This window comes from Streptomyces sp. NPDC046261, from assembly GCF_040646235.1.
Taxonomy (GTDB): Bacteria; Actinomycetota; Actinomycetes; order Streptomycetales; family Streptomycetaceae; genus Streptomyces.
The window spans coordinates 74,396-92,722 of record NZ_JBEYZU010000014.1 but is presented as its reverse complement, the minus strand read 5'-3'; the positions used below and the strand labels follow the sequence as shown (position 1 = coordinate 92,722).

At 73.0% G+C, this 18,327-nt stretch carries 7 protein-coding genes; 2 read left to right on the top strand and 5 right to left on the bottom strand.

Going from position 1 to position 18,327, the window contains the following annotated elements; translation table 11 throughout:
* Positions 1-14: 14 nt before the first annotated feature.
* The 5 genes from ABZ956_RS22805 to ABZ956_RS22785 all read right to left on the bottom strand — a co-directional run bounded on the left by ABZ956_RS22805 (position 15) and on the right by ABZ956_RS22785 (position 14,193).
* Positions 15-3,614: a hypothetical protein gene (locus tag ABZ956_RS22805; protein ID WP_361896606.1), complete on the bottom strand. Its 3,600-nt coding sequence runs from the start codon at positions 3,612-3,614 to the stop codon at positions 15-17.
* Positions 3,607-5,931, bottom strand: coding sequence for a hypothetical protein (locus tag ABZ956_RS22800; RefSeq protein WP_361896603.1), 2,325 nt, complete (start codon positions 5,929-5,931; stop codon positions 3,607-3,609). Before ABZ956_RS22800 ends, ABZ956_RS22805 begins: the two co-directional genes overlap by 8 nt.
* The gene (locus ABZ956_RS22795) at positions 5,928-11,411 is read right to left on the bottom strand and encodes a DUF6603 domain-containing protein (RefSeq protein ID WP_361896600.1); all 5,484 of its coding nucleotides are present in this window, start codon (positions 11,409-11,411) and stop codon (positions 5,928-5,930) included. Before ABZ956_RS22795 ends, ABZ956_RS22800 begins: the two co-directional genes overlap by 4 nt.
* Positions 11,412-11,431: 20 nt before the next feature.
* Entirely contained in the window at positions 11,432-12,637 is a 1,206-nt protein-coding gene (locus ABZ956_RS22790) for a hypothetical protein (RefSeq protein WP_361896597.1), read from the bottom strand.
* Between the two features lie 368 nt (positions 12,638-13,005).
* Entirely contained in the window at positions 13,006-14,193 is a 1,188-nt protein-coding gene (locus ABZ956_RS22785) for a serine hydrolase domain-containing protein (RefSeq protein ID WP_361896594.1), read from the bottom strand.
* Between the two features lie 215 nt (positions 14,194-14,408).
* On the opposite strand from ABZ956_RS22785, the gene ABZ956_RS22780 reads away from it, so the two are divergent.
* Both ABZ956_RS22780 and ABZ956_RS22775 read left to right on the top strand, forming a co-directional pair.
* A complete protein-coding gene (locus ABZ956_RS22780; protein WP_361896591.1) occupies positions 14,409-16,763 on the top strand; it encodes a GH92 family glycosyl hydrolase in 2,355 nt (784 codons plus the stop codon).
* 97 nt (positions 16,764-16,860) lie between these two features.
* Entirely contained in the window at positions 16,861-18,303 is a 1,443-nt protein-coding gene (locus tag ABZ956_RS22775) for an amino acid permease (RefSeq protein ID WP_361896588.1), read from the top strand.
* Positions 18,304-18,327 lie beyond the last annotated feature (24 nt).

The following is an 18,327-nucleotide window of genomic DNA, read 5'->3' as shown; positions in this document are numbered from 1 at the left end:
GTGGGCGGCGGTGCTCACGCGTCGGTGAAACCGCCGCTCAGGCGCAGGAAGCCGGTACGGACGACGGGACCGTCCTCGTCGAGCCGGGCGTCCTGGTCGATCTGGACGATCGGCCGGTGGGTCCACTCGGAGGCGGTGTCGAGTTCGGCCCAGTCCCAGGTGCCCTGCGGGGAGGTGGGGTGCGGCAGCGCGAGGGCGTCGACGAAGCGGGGCGCGTCGGCTCCGGAGCCGGCTCCGGTGTCCTTGGCCGGCACCTTGCGGTGGGTGGTCAGGACGGGGCTGAGCCGCAGGGCCACCCTCATGGCCGCCATGGCGGTGCGGGTGAAGCGGGTCGGCAGCCGGAGCTCGGTCACGGGGAGGACGTCCGTGGTGGCGTGGACGGCGGCCTGCGGGTCGAGCAGAAGGGTGAGGTGCGTCTGCGCCGTGTTGTCGGCAGGGAGGGCGGGCCACTTGGCGTCCGCGCCGATCTTGGCAACGTAGTCGGTGCGGGCTGTCCCGCCCGGCGTCGTGACGGCGTGGAACGTCTCGTAGTCGTTCTCCGTGAAGTAGCCGATGAGGCCGTCGCCCTGCTGCCCGGCGTTGCCGAGGCGGATGGGCCACCGGTAGTCGAGGTGGGCGATCTGCGGGGGCGCGGGCCGTCCGCCGGGGCGGGTGCGCCACTCGGTGGGCGTCTTCCAGTCCAGGGCGTACTGCCAGCCGGCGTCGGAGACGGGCAGGCCGTCGAGCTCGAAGCCGAGGCGGGCGCGGACGAGGGCGAGGGGGCGGCCGAGGAGGGCGCCCAGGACCTCGTCGCCGTACGGGTTGCCGGGGTCGATGCCGGCGAGCGCGCGGTCGACGGTGGCCATCAGGTCGGTGAAGGCGTCGGGGCCCTTGGCGGCCAGTTCCCGGGCGAAGGCGTGGAGCTGCGGCCGGGTGGTGCGGAGGTCGTCGATCGTGCGGGTTCCCGAGTCGGGGAGGGGTCCCCATCCGACGACTTCCGCCACGGATCCGGTGGAGTCCTCCCGCAGTTCGAGGCGCAGTTCGCCGAGGGGTTCGCCGGTCGGCGCGTAGCACAGCAGCGAGCGGTCGACGTAGTTCGGGACGATCCACGCGCCCACGGGTGTGGTGTGCGCGGTGAGGTCGACGAGCCGGGTGTCGTCGTGCTCGTCGACGAAGTCGAAGCGCAGGCGGGCGGGCTGGAGCAGGCGGGGCGGCAACTGGACGAGCTGGTGCGTCAGTTCCTGCCGCACCACGGCGCCGGTGGGGCGCAGGCTGTCCCCGATGTGCGGCAGGAGGGTGCCGGCGTCGCCTGGGAGCAGGACGTCGAGGGTCTGGCCGAACGCGTCGACGATGCTGAGGCGGACCAGTTCGAACTGGCCGGCCCTGATCTGCTGGAAGCCGGAGGGCAGCCAGCCCTTGAACGGTTCGGGGAGGGCGCCGGGGTCGGGCAGGTGGCTGAAGGCGTCGCCGACGAGCCGGCCGATGGCTCCGGGCGGGCTGAGGCTGGGGGCGGGGTCGCGCAGGGCGAAGGCGTCGGTGAGGCCGTCGAGGCGCTGTGAGAGGAGGTCCAGGCCCTTGATGTCGGCGGCGGCGGCGTCGAGGGCTGCGGCGACGTCCGCGTCGGGGTGGTCGGCGGCGTGCCGTTCGAGTGCGCTGCCGAGGGTGTGCTGGGGCAGGGGGACGAGGAAGCGTCGTCCGGTGATCTCGACCGGTGCCCCGGCGGCGGAGCCGTCGCGCACCGCGTAGTGGGTGCCGTCGAAGGTCCAGTTGGGGTGGTTCTCGTCGCCGTAGGGCACGGGCCAGTGCCGGACGGTCCACTGGAACAGCAGGGGCTTCCAGGGCTGCCGCCAGGGCTCCGGGAGGATGCCGGGCGCCAGGCCGCCGGTGTGGGCGGGGTCGAGGATGTGGAGGAACTCGCCGAGCAGGGCGGCCGCGACCGGCGGCAGGCCGCTCGCCTTCAGGGAGGCGAAGGGGGCGGGGAGCGGGGCGCCCGGCGCGATGCCGCCGAGGATCTGCGCGGGGGTGCGGCAGACGAGGGCGCCGTCGGCGTTCAGCGCCCGGTGCGCGGTGTGGCTCTTCGCTCCGGCCAGGACGACGGTGGGGTCGGTGACCTGGTAGAAGGGCGGCAGTGTCTCCTTGCGGAGCTCGTAGTGCGCGGGCAGGGTGTGCCCGTCGACGAGGGCGGTGACGGCCTCCCGCAGGCGGCGGAGGTCGGCGAGTTCGCCGGCGACACGGGCGGCGAGGCCGTCGGGGTTCGCCGGGTCGATCTCGGCGCGGAACTGCTCGCGGGTGTACTGGCGCGGGATGAGCGGCAGGCCGTGCGTCCACCACAGCGCGTACAGGCGCTGCTGGAGGGCGGTGACGTCGCGTTGCTTCTCGTCGTAGGCGCTCTGTGCGCTGTTGAGCCGGGCGAGCCACTCCTCGTGTTCGGGATCGACGCCGGTCCAGGTGACGGACTTCGGGTCGCCGGAGGCGTTGCCCTTGTCGGTGGTGTCGGCGAGGCGCCACAGGGTGCCGCCGGGCAGGCGCCGGAACCAGCTCTTGTGCAGGGCCTGGCCGGTCCTGACGGGCCCGTCGGGGCCGTCGAGGGTGTCCAGGAGGCCGCTGCCCAGGGCGTGGAGGAGTGCGGGGTCGGTGGCGGCGAGGGTGTCGTGGCCGGAGGCGGCGATCAGCTGGGTGTGCGCCTCGTCCGCGCTGCTGCCGACGGCGATCTTGTCGCGTACGTCGTTCTTCCCGGGCCGGTCCGAGTCCGGGAGCGTGCCGGGCGTCCACCGCACGCCGAGGGCGCGGCCGCAGTAGGTGGTGCTGCCGGGGGTCCAGCCGGCGGGCAGGTCGTCGACGGTCCAGCCGAGGCCGGCCAGGACGGCGTCGACGGTCGCGCCCGCGGCACCGAGGCGGCGGCGCAGTTCTTCCTGTGCGGGGTCGGAGTACCAGCCGACGATCTGGTAGTCGAGGTCGGCCTGTCCCTGGATGCCGGTGAGGGGGTCGTGCAGGGAGAAGACGTTCTCGTGGTACGGCTGGTAGGCGTGGAAGGTCATGATGCCCGGGCCGACCGCGGTGAGGAACAGTTCCTTGCGGGCCTCGGAGGTGTCGGCGGGCTCGCTCCACGCGGCCCCGGCGGGTCCGATGCCGTGGGCCCGGCCGATCTTCGTGGGGATGATCGTGGAGCGGTAGGGCGTCGCCGCCGGGTCCCGCACGTCCGGCCTGACGGGGTGGAGGAAGCGCGAGGTGCCGTTCTGCCGGTCGAGGCAGTCGCTCTCGACCACCCAGCCGGTGGTGAGCTCGGGGCTGCCCTGCACGTGCCGGACGACGAGCCAGCGGTTGGGCACGAGCGGGAACTCCGTACGTCCGCCGGGCTCGCGGGCGGCGCCGCGGCGCAGGGCGTCGGGCAGTTCCCAGCGCACGTACACGCCGTCGTACTGCTGGTAGGCGTCGTCGCTCTCGCCGGTCCCGGTGGCGTTCCACTTCTCCTCGTTGGTGAAGGGGTCCGGCTCCGGCGTGCGGTTGTGGCGCAGGAGGTTGAAGTTGGGCTGCCAGCGGCGGAAGCCCCGTCCGTCGCGCTCCCGCACCATCTGGTTGACCACCAGGGCGTCCACGTCCACCGGGACGATGAGGGTCTCGTCGCGGTCAGCCATCGGTGGTGTCTCCTGTCGTGACGGGGGTGTGCTCGGTGCGCGGTGCCGTGGTGAAGGTGCGGCGCTGCGCGGCGTTGATCATTTGGAGGGCGAACTCGGCGGGCGTCAGGTCGTGGTCGAGGGCGAGGGCGCCCTTGAGTGCGGCGGCGAGGCGCGCGACGCTCAGCACGGTGCCGGGGTGGCCGGCGCCGGTGGCCCGCAGGTACGAGCGGAGGCCACTGCCGTCGGCCGGGAACGCGGCGCCGGTCTCCCGGCCGAGGGCGTCGCCCGTCAGGGCCCGCAGCCGGATGACGCCGTCGTCGAGGGGATCGGCGCCGCGGCCGTCGGCCGGCTCGTCGATGCCGAAGTGGACGCCCTGCTGGGGTTCGGTGATCTCGACGCGGCCCGGGACGCCCTCGAAGAGGACGAGGAGGACGTCGTCGGCGAGCGCCTGGCGGCGCAGCACCGGCAGTGTCTGCTCGTCGTCGCCGGTGGCGGTGGGGCTCGCGTAGGGGCGGACCTCCAGGGCGGGCCAGCCGGCGACGAGCTGGGAACGCAGCAGCAGGCCGGTGACCGGGCCCGCGGGCACGGGCAGCGGTGCCTGGCCGTCCGGCCCGAGGAGCAGGGCGTCGGAGGTGAGGTCGAAGGAGTGGGCGAGCCCGACGCTCAGCGCTCCGTCGAGGAGGGTGGCGGTCCAGTCGGCGTCGACGTGGAAGAAGCGCAGGCTCTCGGCCGGCAGCATGCGGGCGTCGGGGACGAGGTGGGCGAACGGCACGCCCTCCAGGTTCCGCAGGCCGGTGAGCCGCTTGCGGACGAGGGCGAGGTCCTCGTCGTGCGGGTCGACGAGCGGCGTGCCGCCGCGCGGTTGCCGTGCGGCGGGGCCGGCCGGTGCGGGCAGGTCGGTGGCCGCGGGCACCGGGGTGACGGACGGGGCGGCTGCGGGTGCCCCGGACCCTGCCGGGGTGGTCCGGGGCCGCGCCGGTGCGGCCAGGGCCCGGCCCAGGTGCCCGGCGAGGCCGTTGGCCGCCAGGTGCTCGACGCGGGCCCGCGCCCCGCCGGCCGCGCCCGCGGACTGCTGCACCGCGCGCTGGACCTTGCCGCGCAGCCGCAGGAGCGCCGCGCCGAACTGATGGTCCGACAGGGCGACGCCGCGGCCCGCGGTGAACGCGGTGGCGAGGCTGACGTCGTAGACGCCGTACTCCTGCAGGTGGATGAGGGCCTCGGCCGCGCAGCGCCGGCGCTCGCGGTCGGTGTGCGGCGCGGCGGGCTCGGCGACGAACGGGCCGCGGTACCAGGCGAAGGTGGAGCGCCCGGACTCGGTGCGGCAGGAGACGGGCAGGTATCCGGCGCGCAGGCGGTCGGCGACCTCCTGCTGGTCGGCGCCGGAGACGGGGCGCTCCCCGAGCGGCACGCGCAGCAGGAGCCCGGAGCCCCGGTCGCCCTCGGTGTCGACGAAGTGCTCGGTGAGGGCGGCGAAGCCGGGGGCGTGGTCGGGGATCGTCTCGAAGGACCACGACCACAGGGAGATCAGGCGCAGCGTCTCGTCGGGGCCGGAGTAGGCCTCCTGGGTGCCGTCGGGGAGACGGGACTGCCAGCCCTCCAGGGAGACCAGGTGGGCGACGTAGCGGCCGCCGGCGGCGCGCGGCAGACGGTTGCCGACGACGACGGCGTAGTCGCCGGCCTGGACGCGGTCCTCGCTCAGGGTCACGCCTTGGTGCTGCTCGTCGACCGTGCGGACGTGGGTGAGCAGCGGCAGTTCGGCCGCGGTGGGGGCGAGGGAGTGGAAGACGGCGCGGGGGACGCGGATCGTGCGGCAGACCGTGGCCTTGTCGTCGTCGGCGACGGGGTCGGCGGCCTGGTCGAAGGCGGGCAGGACGACGCCGGGCTCGGTGCCCAGCAGGTCCTGGACCGTCCTGGGTTCCGTCTGCCCGAGGCAGTGCGGGTCGCCGGGCAGTTCGCCCTCGCCGAGGACGAGGAGGGCCAGCCAGGGCAGGCGCGCGCCGCCCGGCGCGGTGCCTTCGTCGCGCTCCCAGGGCAGGGTCGGCCGGTCGAGGGTGACGTGTGGCAGGACGTCGTCGTAGAGGCCGGTGGCGCCCGGGGTCGGGTAGGCGCCGTGGATCCACTCGGGCTGGACGGTGAAGCGCGGGGCGCGGACCTCGATCTCCTGGCGCGCCGGCGGGTCGAGGTACCCGTCCTCGTCGGCGCGGGCGCCGTTGCGGGTGAGGGTCTGGTGGGCGGTGAGGGTGTAGCGGCCGGCGGTGATCTGCGGGACGAGGGAGTCGGCGAACTCCACGGTGAGCGTGGGGTCGGGTGCCGGGGCGTGCTCGGGGTGGCTCATGCCGCACCGCCTTCGGTGGTTCGGGTCTCACGGGTCGGTGCCGGGGTCTTCTCGGCCGGCGGCGGGACGGTGACGGCGAGCGCCACGGGGTCGTCGGTCAGGGGGACGGTGCCGGTCAGGAGCACGGGCTGTGCGGCGGCGACGTCCACGATCTGGACCGCCCGGTTCTTCTCACGGGCGACGTAGAGCCGGTCGCTCGCGGCGGAGACGGCCAGGGCGTTCGGCCCGGGGCCGACCCACACCGGTTCGCCCGCCTCCTGCGGCAGGGTGCCGGAGGTGTCGAACACGGACACGGTCCCGGTGGTGGCGTTCGCGACGTACAGGCGGTTGCCGTCCGGGGAGGCGGCCAGGGCGCCGGGGCCCGTGCCGGTGCGGAGGGTGGTGACGGCCTTTCCGGTGGCGACGTCGACGACGGTCACCGTCGCGTGGCCCTTGTTGAGGGCGTACAGCCAGCGGCCGCGGGGATCCACGGCGAGCCGGGTGGGCGCGGGGCCGGCCGGGAGGTACGCCTGGGCGGTGGGGTTGTCCAGGTTGCGGACGTCCACCCGCATCACGCTGCCTTCCTGGGGCAGGGCGATGTAGACCGACTGATGGTCGGCGTCCCACGGCACGGCGGGCGCGACGTCGGCGGGCTCGGCCGGCCCGCCGCCGGCCGTGAGCGTCCCGTACTGGTGGCGGGAGGCCGGGGCGCCGTCATGGACGTCGAGGATGATCAGCTGGTTCGGGTCGGAGTAGGTGACGTACGCCCAGGCGCCGTCCGGGGAGAAGGCCACGCCGCGGGCGTTCAGCCCCAGCCACGCCGGGGAGGCGCCGTTGAGGTCGACGGCGGGGCCGGGCGGGTTGGCGGTGATGTCGAAGGCGGCGACGTGCTGCGAGGCCGGGGCGGTGACGAGGAGGCGGCTGCCGTCGGGGCCGGTGGCGAGGTGCTCCGGGTTCGGGTACGCCGTCGTGATCGGCTCGTACGCCGTCAGGCTCTGGGCGTCGACCGGGGTGACGGTCCGCGCCGCGCCGAGGACGTACAGGCGCTCGCTGGCGGTCGGCGTGCCGGGGACGGGCGGTGCCGGGGTGGCGTCGATGTCGCCCGCGACCAGTCCGTCGGTGGCGGTGAGCGTGTCGTTGGTGCCGGGGCTGATGCCGAGTTCCGCCATGGCGGCGAAGAGGCGGTCGCGGGACTGGTCGACCACGGTGCCGGTCATGCCGGCGGTGACGGAGCTCATCCTGGGGCGCCTGCCGGCGGCCGGCAGGGTCTCGACGGCGGGCGCGGAGGCGGGCGTCTCCGGTCCGGCAGGCCGCGGAACAGCGGTGTCCTCCGGGGTGGCGGCCTGCAGGGCCACGGTGCGCGGCACCGCGGGCTGTTGCAGGGGCAGGGTCCCGTCGGGCGTCCGGTCGTCGAACGCGATCGCCCCGGCCCTGACCGGCCCGGGCGTGCTGCCGCGCCCGGGCGGCGGGAGCCGCAGGTCGACGCCCATGAGCTGGTCGCCCACCTGCTGGGCGCTGTGCGTGGTGAGCTTGCCGTCGTAGGCGCCCCACAGGGCGGCGGGCAGGGCGGCCCGGTCCTGTGCGGCCCGACCGGCGTACCAGGTGCTCAGGTCGTGGACGTCCGTGCCCTTGGTGAGGGTGACGGTGAGGACCGAGTCCAGGCCGGTGCCCTCGTCGCGGCGGGGCCGGATGTTGACCTGCGCGCCCGCGATCTCCTGGGCGTCCGTGCCCCGCGTGAGGTCGAGCCGGGAGAGCGGGACGGCGGTCCGCACGGCGAAGGAGAAGGCGCCGGGGGCGACGACCCACAGCTCGCCGCCGCTGCCGTCCGCGGCGCGCGCGGGCAGGAGCCCGTCCCTGGGCACCAGGCGGACGGCGTCCTCCTTGGCGGGGAGTTGCTTGACGACGTCCGCCCAGGGGGCGGCCTTGTCGCCGCGGGCGCTGCCGTCGCCGAAGCCGATGGTGAAGGAGATGAACCACAGGTGGACGGTGACCTCGCCGGCCGTCGGCGGCCCCCACAGGCGCAGGGAGGCGCCGACCTCGACGCTGATGGTCTCGCGGACCAGCCACAGGTCGAGGACGTAGCTGACGCCGATGCTGACGCCGATCTCCGCGTCGAAGTGGAAGGGGGCCCACTCGATGAGGAGGTCGGCGTGGGCGTTGAGCCAGGCGTGCAGGTCGCCGGAGCGGAAGTTCACGTCCAGCGCGCCACCGGCCATGATCGCGCCGGGGGTGAGGGCGAAGTAGGAGCCGCCGCTGATGGTCAGCTCGGGGGTGACCGGCCAGTTGAAGCCGAGGCGCGGCACCTTCGGGTAGTGGGCGGGGACGGGGTACCTGGGGTGGTAGCCGCCCAAGGTCAGGGCGAAGTCCCCGGCGTGCGGGCCGTCGAACCAGGTGGCGAGCGCGAATCCGCCGGTGAGCACGCAGTCCGGGTCGAGGAGGAAGGAGCCGGGAGCCAGCTGGGCGGTCGCCTTCAGGGCGCCCTCGCTCGCGCGGTACTTCGCGGAGATGCCGAGCCGCACCTTCGCGTAGGTGCCGAGGGACTGGTCCTTGGGGAACCTGGCCTCCGCCGTGCCGAGAACGGCGACGGCGAAGTCGTCGCCGACCTCCAGGGCGAGCAGTGCCTGCCCGTCGAGGAACTCGAAGACCCGGAAGGCCAGTCCGGCGGCGAACCACACCTGTCCGGCCGCGGGCCGCACCCAGGCGTCCGTGCCCGTCATGAGCGTGTCGAGGATCCGCAGCGGGTCGGTGGTGCCCAGGTCCTGGAGGAAGGGGAAGTCCAGCACCTTGTCGCCCTCGGGGAGGCGCAGGTCGGTGTTGAGCCCGAAGCCCGCCGAGATGCCGGTGACCTGGACGGGCGGCGGCCCGCCGAACTCGCCGCTGACCTTGCCGAAGAGGAAGAACGACGGCTGCGCGGCGGGGTCTGTCGGCCGGGCGTACGCGCCGAGGGCGGTGAGCCCGAAGTCCTCGGCCTTGACGGCCAGGACGCCCTCGACCAGCGGGTCGTAGTCCTGGTTCTCCTTGACGACGAGCGCGCCCTCGATGGACAGCGGCGGCCGGGAGTAGGCGACGCTCAGGCCGTCGAGCCGGACCTGCGGGTGTGCCGGGTCGGACAGGGGGACACCCAGACCCAGTCCGTCCACGCCGACCGTGAGCCCGGCCATGCCGAGGGAGGCGTCGAAGAGCACCCAGACCGTGCCGTCGGCGAAGCCGGCGCCGACGCGGCGCAGCGTCAGCGGGCCGGCGGAGCGCTGGACGCCGATCCAGGCGACGAGCGGGAGGCCGGTGGCGCCGCCGTTGCCGCTCCCGGTGACGGGCGTGCCGTCCTGGGTGACGGGCGTGCCGTCCTGGGTGACGGTCCGCGGGGGCGCGGGCGGCGTCGGGTCCGGATGCGGGTCCGGGTGTTGTTCGGGGTGCGGGTGCGGGAGCGCCTCGGGTTTGTGGCTTCCGCCGGCGCCGCGGACGGCGAGCGAGGTGGTCCCGGCCTTCCCCGGGAGCTTCAGCTCGACCGTGACGGCCATGCCCTGGGCCAGGCCGTCGGCGGGCAGCAGGGGCAGCGCGGGGTCGGTCGCGGTCAGCACCTTGTTGAGCTCGGTGACGCGGGCGGCGGTGAGGGCCTCGGAGGCGACCAGGGCGCCCAGACCGCACAGGCCGACGTCCTCGGCCTCGGGTATCTGTCCCCGCAGGAGCGGCACCTGGGAGAGCCGGGCGTCCAGCCCGACGCCGACGCGCACGGCCCAGGCGCGGCTGCCGGCGGCCGGTTTGTCCGACACGACGACCAGCGAGCCGCCGCTCTTCTCCTTGGCCGCGAGCACGATCGCCTTGCGGGCGGAGGCGTAGGAGACCGTGAGCGCGTCGAAAGTGCCGAGGGCGGCGAGGATCTGCCCGGCGGAGGGGTCGGTGACGCCGAGCAGCCGGGCGAGGTCGGCGAAGGAGACGCCCGTGGAGTCCTGGCAGGTGGCGGTGAACTCCGCCTGCTGGACGTCCTTCACGGTGAAGGTGAGCACGCGGGGGTCCCCCTGCTCGCGGGGGATCGCCAGGGAGATGCTGCCTTCGTACCGCTGGTCGTAGCCGGACTCGCCGGAGCGCTTGGTGAGGTCGACGGTCAGCCCGAGTGCGGCCCGGGCCGTGCCGATCGGGAACCCGCCGCTGAGACCGAGGTGGAAGGAGCCGGCCTGGCTGTCGTAGTCGACCGCCACCTGCTCAAGGGTGACGTCCTTGAGGACCGGCGGCGGGGCGATGCCGAAGGCGGCGAACAGGTCGGCCGGGGACAGGCTGGAGGCGTGGGCGGAGAGCTTCCAGCCGGAGCCCGACGCCCACTCGCCGTGGACGTCCAGGTCGGCGCCGCCGAGGTTCCACAGCGCGTCGAGCGACGCCGAGGTCTCGGTGCCGGATGTGCCGACGGAGAGGGTGACGCGGGACAGCGCGGCCTGGTCGGTGATCTGCCAGACGTCCGCGAGGCCGAGGTCGAATCCGTAGCCGGGCTCGTCGCCGCCGAATGTGCCCCACAGGGTCAGGTCGTCGACCGTCATGTCCGGTGCCGGGGCGCCCGGGAAGTGCTTCTCCACCAGAGGCTTCAGGGCGACAGGGTGGTCGAGCCGCGCGCGGATCTCGCGGCCCGGCAGAGTGAGCTCCACGTCCACCGCGACGTCCTGGGCCAGCACGACCTCGCCGCCGAGCAGAGCTGTCAGCTTGGGCTTGGCGCTCTGCGGGAGGACGACCCCGAACTCCGCGTGCAGGTCCTCGACCACCAGCTGACCGCCGAACAGCTGCCACCGGACACCCAGAGCCACGCGCGTCCACATCGACAGCAGCCTCGCCGCGTCCCCCTCCTTGCCGGGGGCGAAGGAGACCGACAGCGCCGTGAGGGAGAGGAAAGCGGGGGCCGGAGCGTCCTGCGGGAGCGTGAATCCGTCGCCGTCCGGGGTGCCGGTGAGCTCGGCGAGGTGGGAGAGGCCGGCGAGCGGCACGCCGTCGAACTCCCCCGCCATCTGCCACGCCTCGCCGTCCCGCGCGGGCTCGTACGCCCACAGGTACGGCTTGGCGGTGGCGTCGGGCGCGGGGAAGTCCAGGGTGACACCGACGCCGGTGCGTGCGGCGACCCGGGCGTCGCGGCCGGGCTCGCAGCCGAAGACCAGGCGACGGGCGCCCGGCTTGAGCACGGCCAGGCTCGCGACGGCCGCGCGGGCGGCGTCGGAGAGGAGTGCGCTGTCCGCCGGGACGTCCGCTTCCACCCGGGCGCCGGTCACGGTGGTGCCCTGGTCGTCGGCGGTGAAGGTGACGCTGCCGGGGGTCGTCACCCCGCTCTTGAGGGAAACGGTGCCGTCGACCCGTAAGCCGGCGGTGTCGACGTGGGTGACGTCGGTGACGACGAGCTCACCGGCGCCCAGGTAGGTGGTGCACTGCGTGGTGAAGTCGGGCAGTTCGAGGGTGCCGGTGTCGAGCCGGAACGTCCCCTGCGTCTGGTCGAGAACCGCTTGCAGCGCGGCGACCGTGAGTGCCATGACGGGCTGCTCCTGCTCCTTCAGTTGTAGGCGAGGTGGTAGGCGCCGGGCCGGGGGTCGTCCAGGATCAGGTGCCAGTCGACTCCGTACCAGCCGCGTCCACCGGACGGGCTTTCCGCCAGGGTCGTGCAGATACCCTCCGCCGTGTTCTGGACCACGAACGGCGACGGCAGCGCCCGACGCTGGAACGAGGCGTAGGCGTGCTGCTGGCGTGGAGCTATGGCCGGCTGGGGAATCTTGTGCGGAGCGAGGGTCTTGCGAATGTCGTTCAGGTGCGATTCGGCGGGCATCCCTGTGCCACCGAACGAGGCTCGTCCGGAACTGATGAGCAGGGCGTCAGGAGAGGTGTAGTCGACCCATGCATCACTCGTGGCCCAGGCACTGCCGTGGTGACCGGCTTTCAGCCAGAGGTTGTTCTCCCTCCGGTATTTCTGCTCCACCACGTCCGAGCCCATGAGGAATTCCTCGACCCCTTGCTCGGCATCAGCCATGAGCAGCACCTTCTGCCGCAGGCCGCTGCCGGGCGCGGGTTGTCCCCTGAGCAGGAAGACGAGACTGGCCGCGTTCTTCCAGGTGGAGCTGCGTTTCCCCGGAACCTTGGAGACCGCTTTATTGCCGCCCGGCTCCGCGTACAAGGAGGAACTGATGAGGAGAAGCTCCGGCATTCCGGCCGTGCCCGGCACTATCGGGACGGGCAGAGCCCTCTCGTACAGGCGGGCGAGCCACGGGTCTTTCGCCACGACGTGCGCGCCGTTGTCGAGGCGCCCCCGCCGCCCCGGCGCGAGCAACTCGTAGATGAATCCTGAGGTCCGGCTGCCGTAGTAGTCCTTCGGCTTTCCGGTGTACCAGACCTCCTGGATCCCGAAGTCGAGCTTGCCGGCCGAGTTGCACAGGAGGGCACCGAGCATGTTGTGGTGATCGGTATCAGGGTGACTGAGGAAGAGGTAGTCCAGCCGGTCCTTGGCCGCTCCGCGATTCCGCCCCAGCCGGTCGGCGATGACCTGCCGGATGTGACCGACCATGCGCTGCTCGTCGGTGCCCGGCTGGCCGATCGTGCTGTGGTGGGGAGTCGGAAGCAGCGACCCGCAGTCGATCAGCGCAGCTGCCACGCCCACCCGGTTCGCAAGGCTGGAGGTGCCGCCACCGCCACCGCCCCGCACCTCGTAGAACCACAGGAACGTGCAGTCCCCCTGCCCGACGTTGAAGAAGATGACCTCGACCGGCATGCCGCCGCCTTCCGCCCCTGATTCCGACACGACCGCCCGATGGGCTACGCGGCGGCACGGAGCAGATCACCGGGTTGGCATCGGGCTGGAGACGCGCGGCAGCGCCGCGCGGAAGACGGCTCCCCCAGCACGGCCTTCTGCGGACATGTCATCAGCGTCCGCGCCGGTGAGGCAAAGCCCGCCCGGCCTGTCAGCAGCGATCCGGCCACCGCGGTGAGCGCAAGATCGCGCAGCGTGACACCGGCTGTCGCCGTAAACCGCACGGTTGTCGGTCCGGCGCTGGCAGTGGAGTGGGCGGCCGAGAATGTCTTGATCATTTTCGCCTGTCGACCCTCGGCTGGGGCCCTCGACCACGGTGGCCAGGACCGTCAGCAGAACTCCGCCCGCAGCACGTCCCCCGCGGCCCTGGTCCCGGCGAGCCAGTCGCCGTTGAAGTCGAGGACCAGCCGGTGCGCCGCGTCCCGGGTGGCGTAGGCGATGCTCTGCGTGCCGTAGAAGAGGCCGTCGTGGCCCCACACCTCCACGCCGCACGGCAGCCTGTACCGGAACAGCCCCAGTCCGGTGGCGCTGTCCGCGTCGTCCCCCAGGGGGACGGTGGTCGTCATCTCGGCCAGCTGCGCCGGCGGGAGCAGGCGGCCGCCGAGCAGCGCGCCCAGGAAGCGGTCGAGGTCGGCGGTGGTGGAGATCAGGTCGCCGACGGCCCACAGCAGGGACGGGTTGAACTCGGTGACGTCGTGCGTGGTGCCCGGGTCGTCGTGGAAGCGGGTGTAGGCCCGTCCGCTGGGCCGGGGGAGCCTGCTGTCGGCGCCGGGCAGGGTGGTGGAGTGCAGGCCGAGGGGTTCGGTGATGCGGCGTCGGAGTTCGGTGGCGTACGGGTGGCCGGTGACCCGCTCGACGATCATCGCGGCGAGGGTGTACTCGGTGTTGGAGTAGTACCAGCCCGTGCCCGGCGCGAAGTTGGGGGCGTGCGTCATGGCGAGCCGGACCAGCTGTTCGCCGCTCCAGGCGTCGTGGCGGTGTTCGAGGAATGCCTTGCCGTAGGCCTTCTCGCGGACGGTGGGGTCGTCGAGGTAGTTGAAGACTCCGCTGGTGTGGTTGAGCAGCCGGCGGATGGTGATCTTCCGTCCGTCGTGGCCGTGGCCGCGCACCACGCCGGGCAGCCGCGTCTCGACGGTGTCGCCCATGGCGAGCCTGCCCTCCGCCTCCAGCTGGAGCAGGACGGTCGCGACGAACGTCTTGGCGATGCTGGCGGTCCGGAAGTGGTCCCCGGGCAGGTACGGCCGGCGCGTGGTGAGGTCGGAGACCCCGGCCGAGTCCTGCCAGGGGCCCCGCCCGTCGTGGGCCCGGGCCAGCACTCCGGGTATGCCGTCGCGGACGGCGGCCTCCATGGCGGCCCGGGTGCGCTCGTGCCCGGCGCCCGCCCCGGCCGGGACCGCGGAGGGCGCGGCCACGGCCACCGTGACCGCCGTGACGAGCATCGCCAGCGTGGCCCGCAGCGTGCGCCGGCCGCCGGCCCGGCCCGTCCTTCGCGCACGCCTGACACCGGCGTCTGCCATGGCCCCGCCCCCTGAAGACCCATCACTTCCCGCCTGCCCAGGGCAACTCCCCCGCTGCGGCCGGAGCGAAACGGAACGGGTCGGGCAGTCACCCGAGTAGGTGATGGCCGCCGGCAAAGGGCGCGCCCGGGTCCGCCGGGTACTTGACTCACTGTCACGCGCCCCGGCTTAGTAGCCTCAGCTGACATCGATGTCGCTTCAAGGGGCGTGGTCGGATGAGACGGGCCGTACACCCACTGCTGCGCCGCACCGGCGTGATGGCGCTCGCCCTCGTGGCGATGCTGGGCTCCACCGCCCTCGTCCCCCCGGAGCCGGCCTCGGCGACGGCCGCGGACGAGGAGCTCACCGGCCTCGTCAACCCCTTCATCGGCACCCAGAACGAGGGCAACACCTTTCCGGGGGCCGCCGTGCCCTTCGGCATGGTCCAGCTCTCCCCCGACACCGGCCACAACACCGGCTACGACTACCAGGACCACCACATCCGCGGCTTCAGCACCATCCATCTGTCCGGCGTGGGCTGCCGCATCGGCGGCGACCTGCCGGTGCTGCCCACGACGGGCGATGTGAAGCAGACGGACAACGCCCGTTACGCCGCCGAGTTCAGCCACCGCGACGAGCGGGCCCGCCCCGGCTACTACCGCGTCAAGCTCGGCTCGTACGGCGGCATCACGGCGGAGCTCACCGCGACCGAGCGCACGGGCCGGCAGCGCTACACCTTCCCCGCCACGCAGAAGGCCAACGTCCTGTTCAACACGGGCCAGTCGCTGCACAAGACGGTCTCCACCAGCGTGGAGATCGTCGACAGCCGCACGGTCCGCACCACCATCACCGGGCGCGGCTTCTGCCAGGACACCCGCCCGTACACCCTGCACACCCTCACCCGCTTCGACCGGCCCTTCACCGGCTACGGCACCTGGAACGGCGACGCGCTGGCCGAGGGCTCACGGGCCTCCACCTCGCGCACCCGCAACGGGGCCTGGGTCCGCTTCGACACCACCGACGACCGGGACGTCGAGGCCACCACCGCCGTCAGCTACGTCGACGCGGAGGGCGCGCGGCGCAATCTGCGTGCCGAGGAGGACGGCTTCGACCGCACGGCCCTGGCGGCGCACGAGGCATGGGAGCGGCGGCTTCGCGACGTAACGGTCGAGGGCGGCGGCACGACCCTGCGCCGGACCTTCTACTCCTCGCTCTACCGCTCCTTCCTCGCGCCCAACATCGGCAGCGACGTCGACGGCCGCTACACCGGCTGGGACCACAAGACGCACCAGGCCAGGGGCTTCACCTACTACCAGAACTGGTCGCTGTGGGACACCTACCGCACCCAGGCCCAGCTGCTGGCCCTCCTCGCACCGCGCGAGTCCAGGGACATGGCGCTGTCGGTGCTGCGGATCGACGCGGAGGGCGGCTGGCTGCCCAAGTGGGGCTACGGGCCGGTCGAGACCAACATCATGACCGGTGACCCCGTCACCCCCTACCTCACCAACGCCTTCCAGCACGGACTGCTCGCCGGGCACGAGGAGGAGGCCTACCGGGTCCTGAAGAAGAACGCGGACGGCGTGCCCCCCACCGCCTCCCCGTACGTGGGCCGCGAGGGCAACGTCCAGTACCTGCGTGACGGTTACGTGCCCCATCTGCCCGACCGCCCCAAGCGCAAGCCCGGGGACTCCGACCTGCACCAGGGCGCCTCCGCCACCTTGGAGTACGCGCTCGCCGACGGCGTGCTGGCCCGGATGGCCCGCGATCTGGGGCACCGCGCGGACGCCGACCGCTACGCGAAGCGGTCGCTGAACTACCGCAAGCTCCACGACCCGGCCACCGGCTTCTTCCGGCCCCGGGACGCCTCCGGGGCCTTCACCGGGTCCGCCGACCCCGCCAAGAGCCCCGGCTTCCACGAGGGCACCGCCTGGCAGTACCAGTGGCTGGTGCCGCAGGACCTGCCCGGCCTGGTGCGGCTGATCGGCGGCAAGGACGCGACCGACAAGCGGCTCGACTCCTTCTTCGCCTACGACCGCCTGCTCGCCGACCCGGCGCGCACCGCCCGCGAGGTGTGGGTCAACGGCCCGTACGACTACTACAACGCCGACAAGTACAACCCGCAGAACGAGCCGGACCTCATCGCCCCCTACACCTACCTCTCCACCGGGCGTCCGTGGAAGACGACGGACGTGGTGCACGCCGCGCTGACGCTGTTCACCGACAGCCCGGACGGGATGACCGGCAACGACGACCTGGGCACGATGTCGGCGTGGATGGTGCTGTCGGCCATCGGGGTGTACCCGGTGCAGCCGGGCGCGGACGTGTGGGGGCTGAGCACGCCGGTCTTCGACCGGGTCGACCTGCGCCTGGACCGGCGCTGGTACCCGCGGGGCCGCTTCACCGTCAGCGCGCCGGGCACCTCGCGGGAGGACCGGTACGTGCGCGCGGTGCGGCTGGACGGCCAGGCGTACGACCGCACGTATCTGACGACGGACGCGATCCGCCAGGGCGAGCGGCTGGACTTCACCGTCGGGCCGGAGCCCTCCGGCTGGGGGACGTCCGCCCGGGCCGTGCCGCCCGCCATCGGCTGATCCCCGGGGCCGGTGCGGGGCGGCGCCTTCCGTCGCCGCCCCGGCTCGGCCATGATGACCGCGGTCCCGCCCTGAAGGATCGACGAGAGGACAAGGCATGGCCGGGCTCCGGGTTGGTCAGGGCGTACTGCGCCGCAAACCGATCGAGACGATCGAGGAGGCGGAGGAGACCGAGGCCCACGGCGAGCATCTGACCCGCACGCTGGGGCTGTGGCAGCTCACCGCGATCGGCGTCGGCGGCATCATCGGCGCCGGCATCTTCAGCCTCGCGGGCACGATCGCCAACGGCGTGGCGGGTCCGGCGGTGCTGGTCTCCTTCCTCATCGCGGGCGTGGCGAGCGCGGCGGCGGCGTTCTCCTACGCCGAGTTCGCGGGCCTGATCCCGCGCGCCGGCTCCGCCTACACGTACGGCTACGCGGTGCTCGGCGAGATCGGCGGCTGGTTCATCGGCTGGGACCTGCTGCTGGAGTACACGGCCATCGTCGCGGTCGTGGCCATCGGTATCTCCGGCTACATCAACTTCCTGCTGGGGGAGATGAACGCCGAGCTGCCCGACTGGATGCTGGGGGCGCCGGGGACGGGTGACGGGCACCGGGTGGACCTGTTCGCGGCGGTGCTGTGTCTGCTGATCGCCTATCTGCTGACGATGGGCATCAAGAACGCGGCCCGCTTCGAGACCGTGGTCGTGGTGCTGAAGGTCCTGGTGGTGCTGCTGGTGATCGTCGTGGGCTTCTTCCACGTCAAGAGCGAGCACTACACGCCCTTCTTCCCGTTCGGGATCAGCGGGGCGTTCACGGGAGCGGCGACGGTCTTCTTCGCGGTGTTCGGCTACGACGCGATGTCCACGGCGGCGGAGGAGTCGAAGGACGCGCAGCGCCACATGCCGAAGGCGATCATGTACTCGCTCGCCGTCTCGATGGTGCTGTACGTCCTGGCCTGCCTGGTCCTGACCGGCATGCAGCCCTATCAGGACATCGACAAGGAGAGCGGCTTCTCCACGGCCTTCAAGTCGGTGGGGCTGAGCGGGATCGCCGACGTCATCGCCGTCGGCGCGATCATCGGGATTCTCACCGTGATGTTCACGTTCATGCTCGGTGTGACCCGGGTGTGGTTCGCGATGAGCCGGGACGGGCTGCTGCCGAAGTGGTTCGCCCACACGCACCCGACGCGGCACGTGCCGACGCGGGTGACGTGGATCGTGGGTGTCGCCTCGGCGGCGATCGCGGGGTTCGTCCCGATCGGCGAGGCGGCGGAGCTGACCAACATCGGCATCCTGCTGGCCTTCGCGGTGGTGTGCACCGCCGTGATCGTGCTGCGCTACCGCCGACCGGACCTGCCGCGCAGCTTCCGCTGCCCCTGGATGCCGGTGGTGCCGGCGATCGGGGTCGCGGCGTCGCTCTGGCTGATCACCTATCTGGCGTGGCAGACGTGGGCGCGGTTCGCGGTGTGGTTCGCGCTCGGGCTGGTGATTTACTTCGCCTACTCCTACCGCCACTCGGAGCTGGCGAAGGCGGACGAGCGCGGTATCCCCCGGGATTAGCCGCGGATCGGATGCGCACCGCAG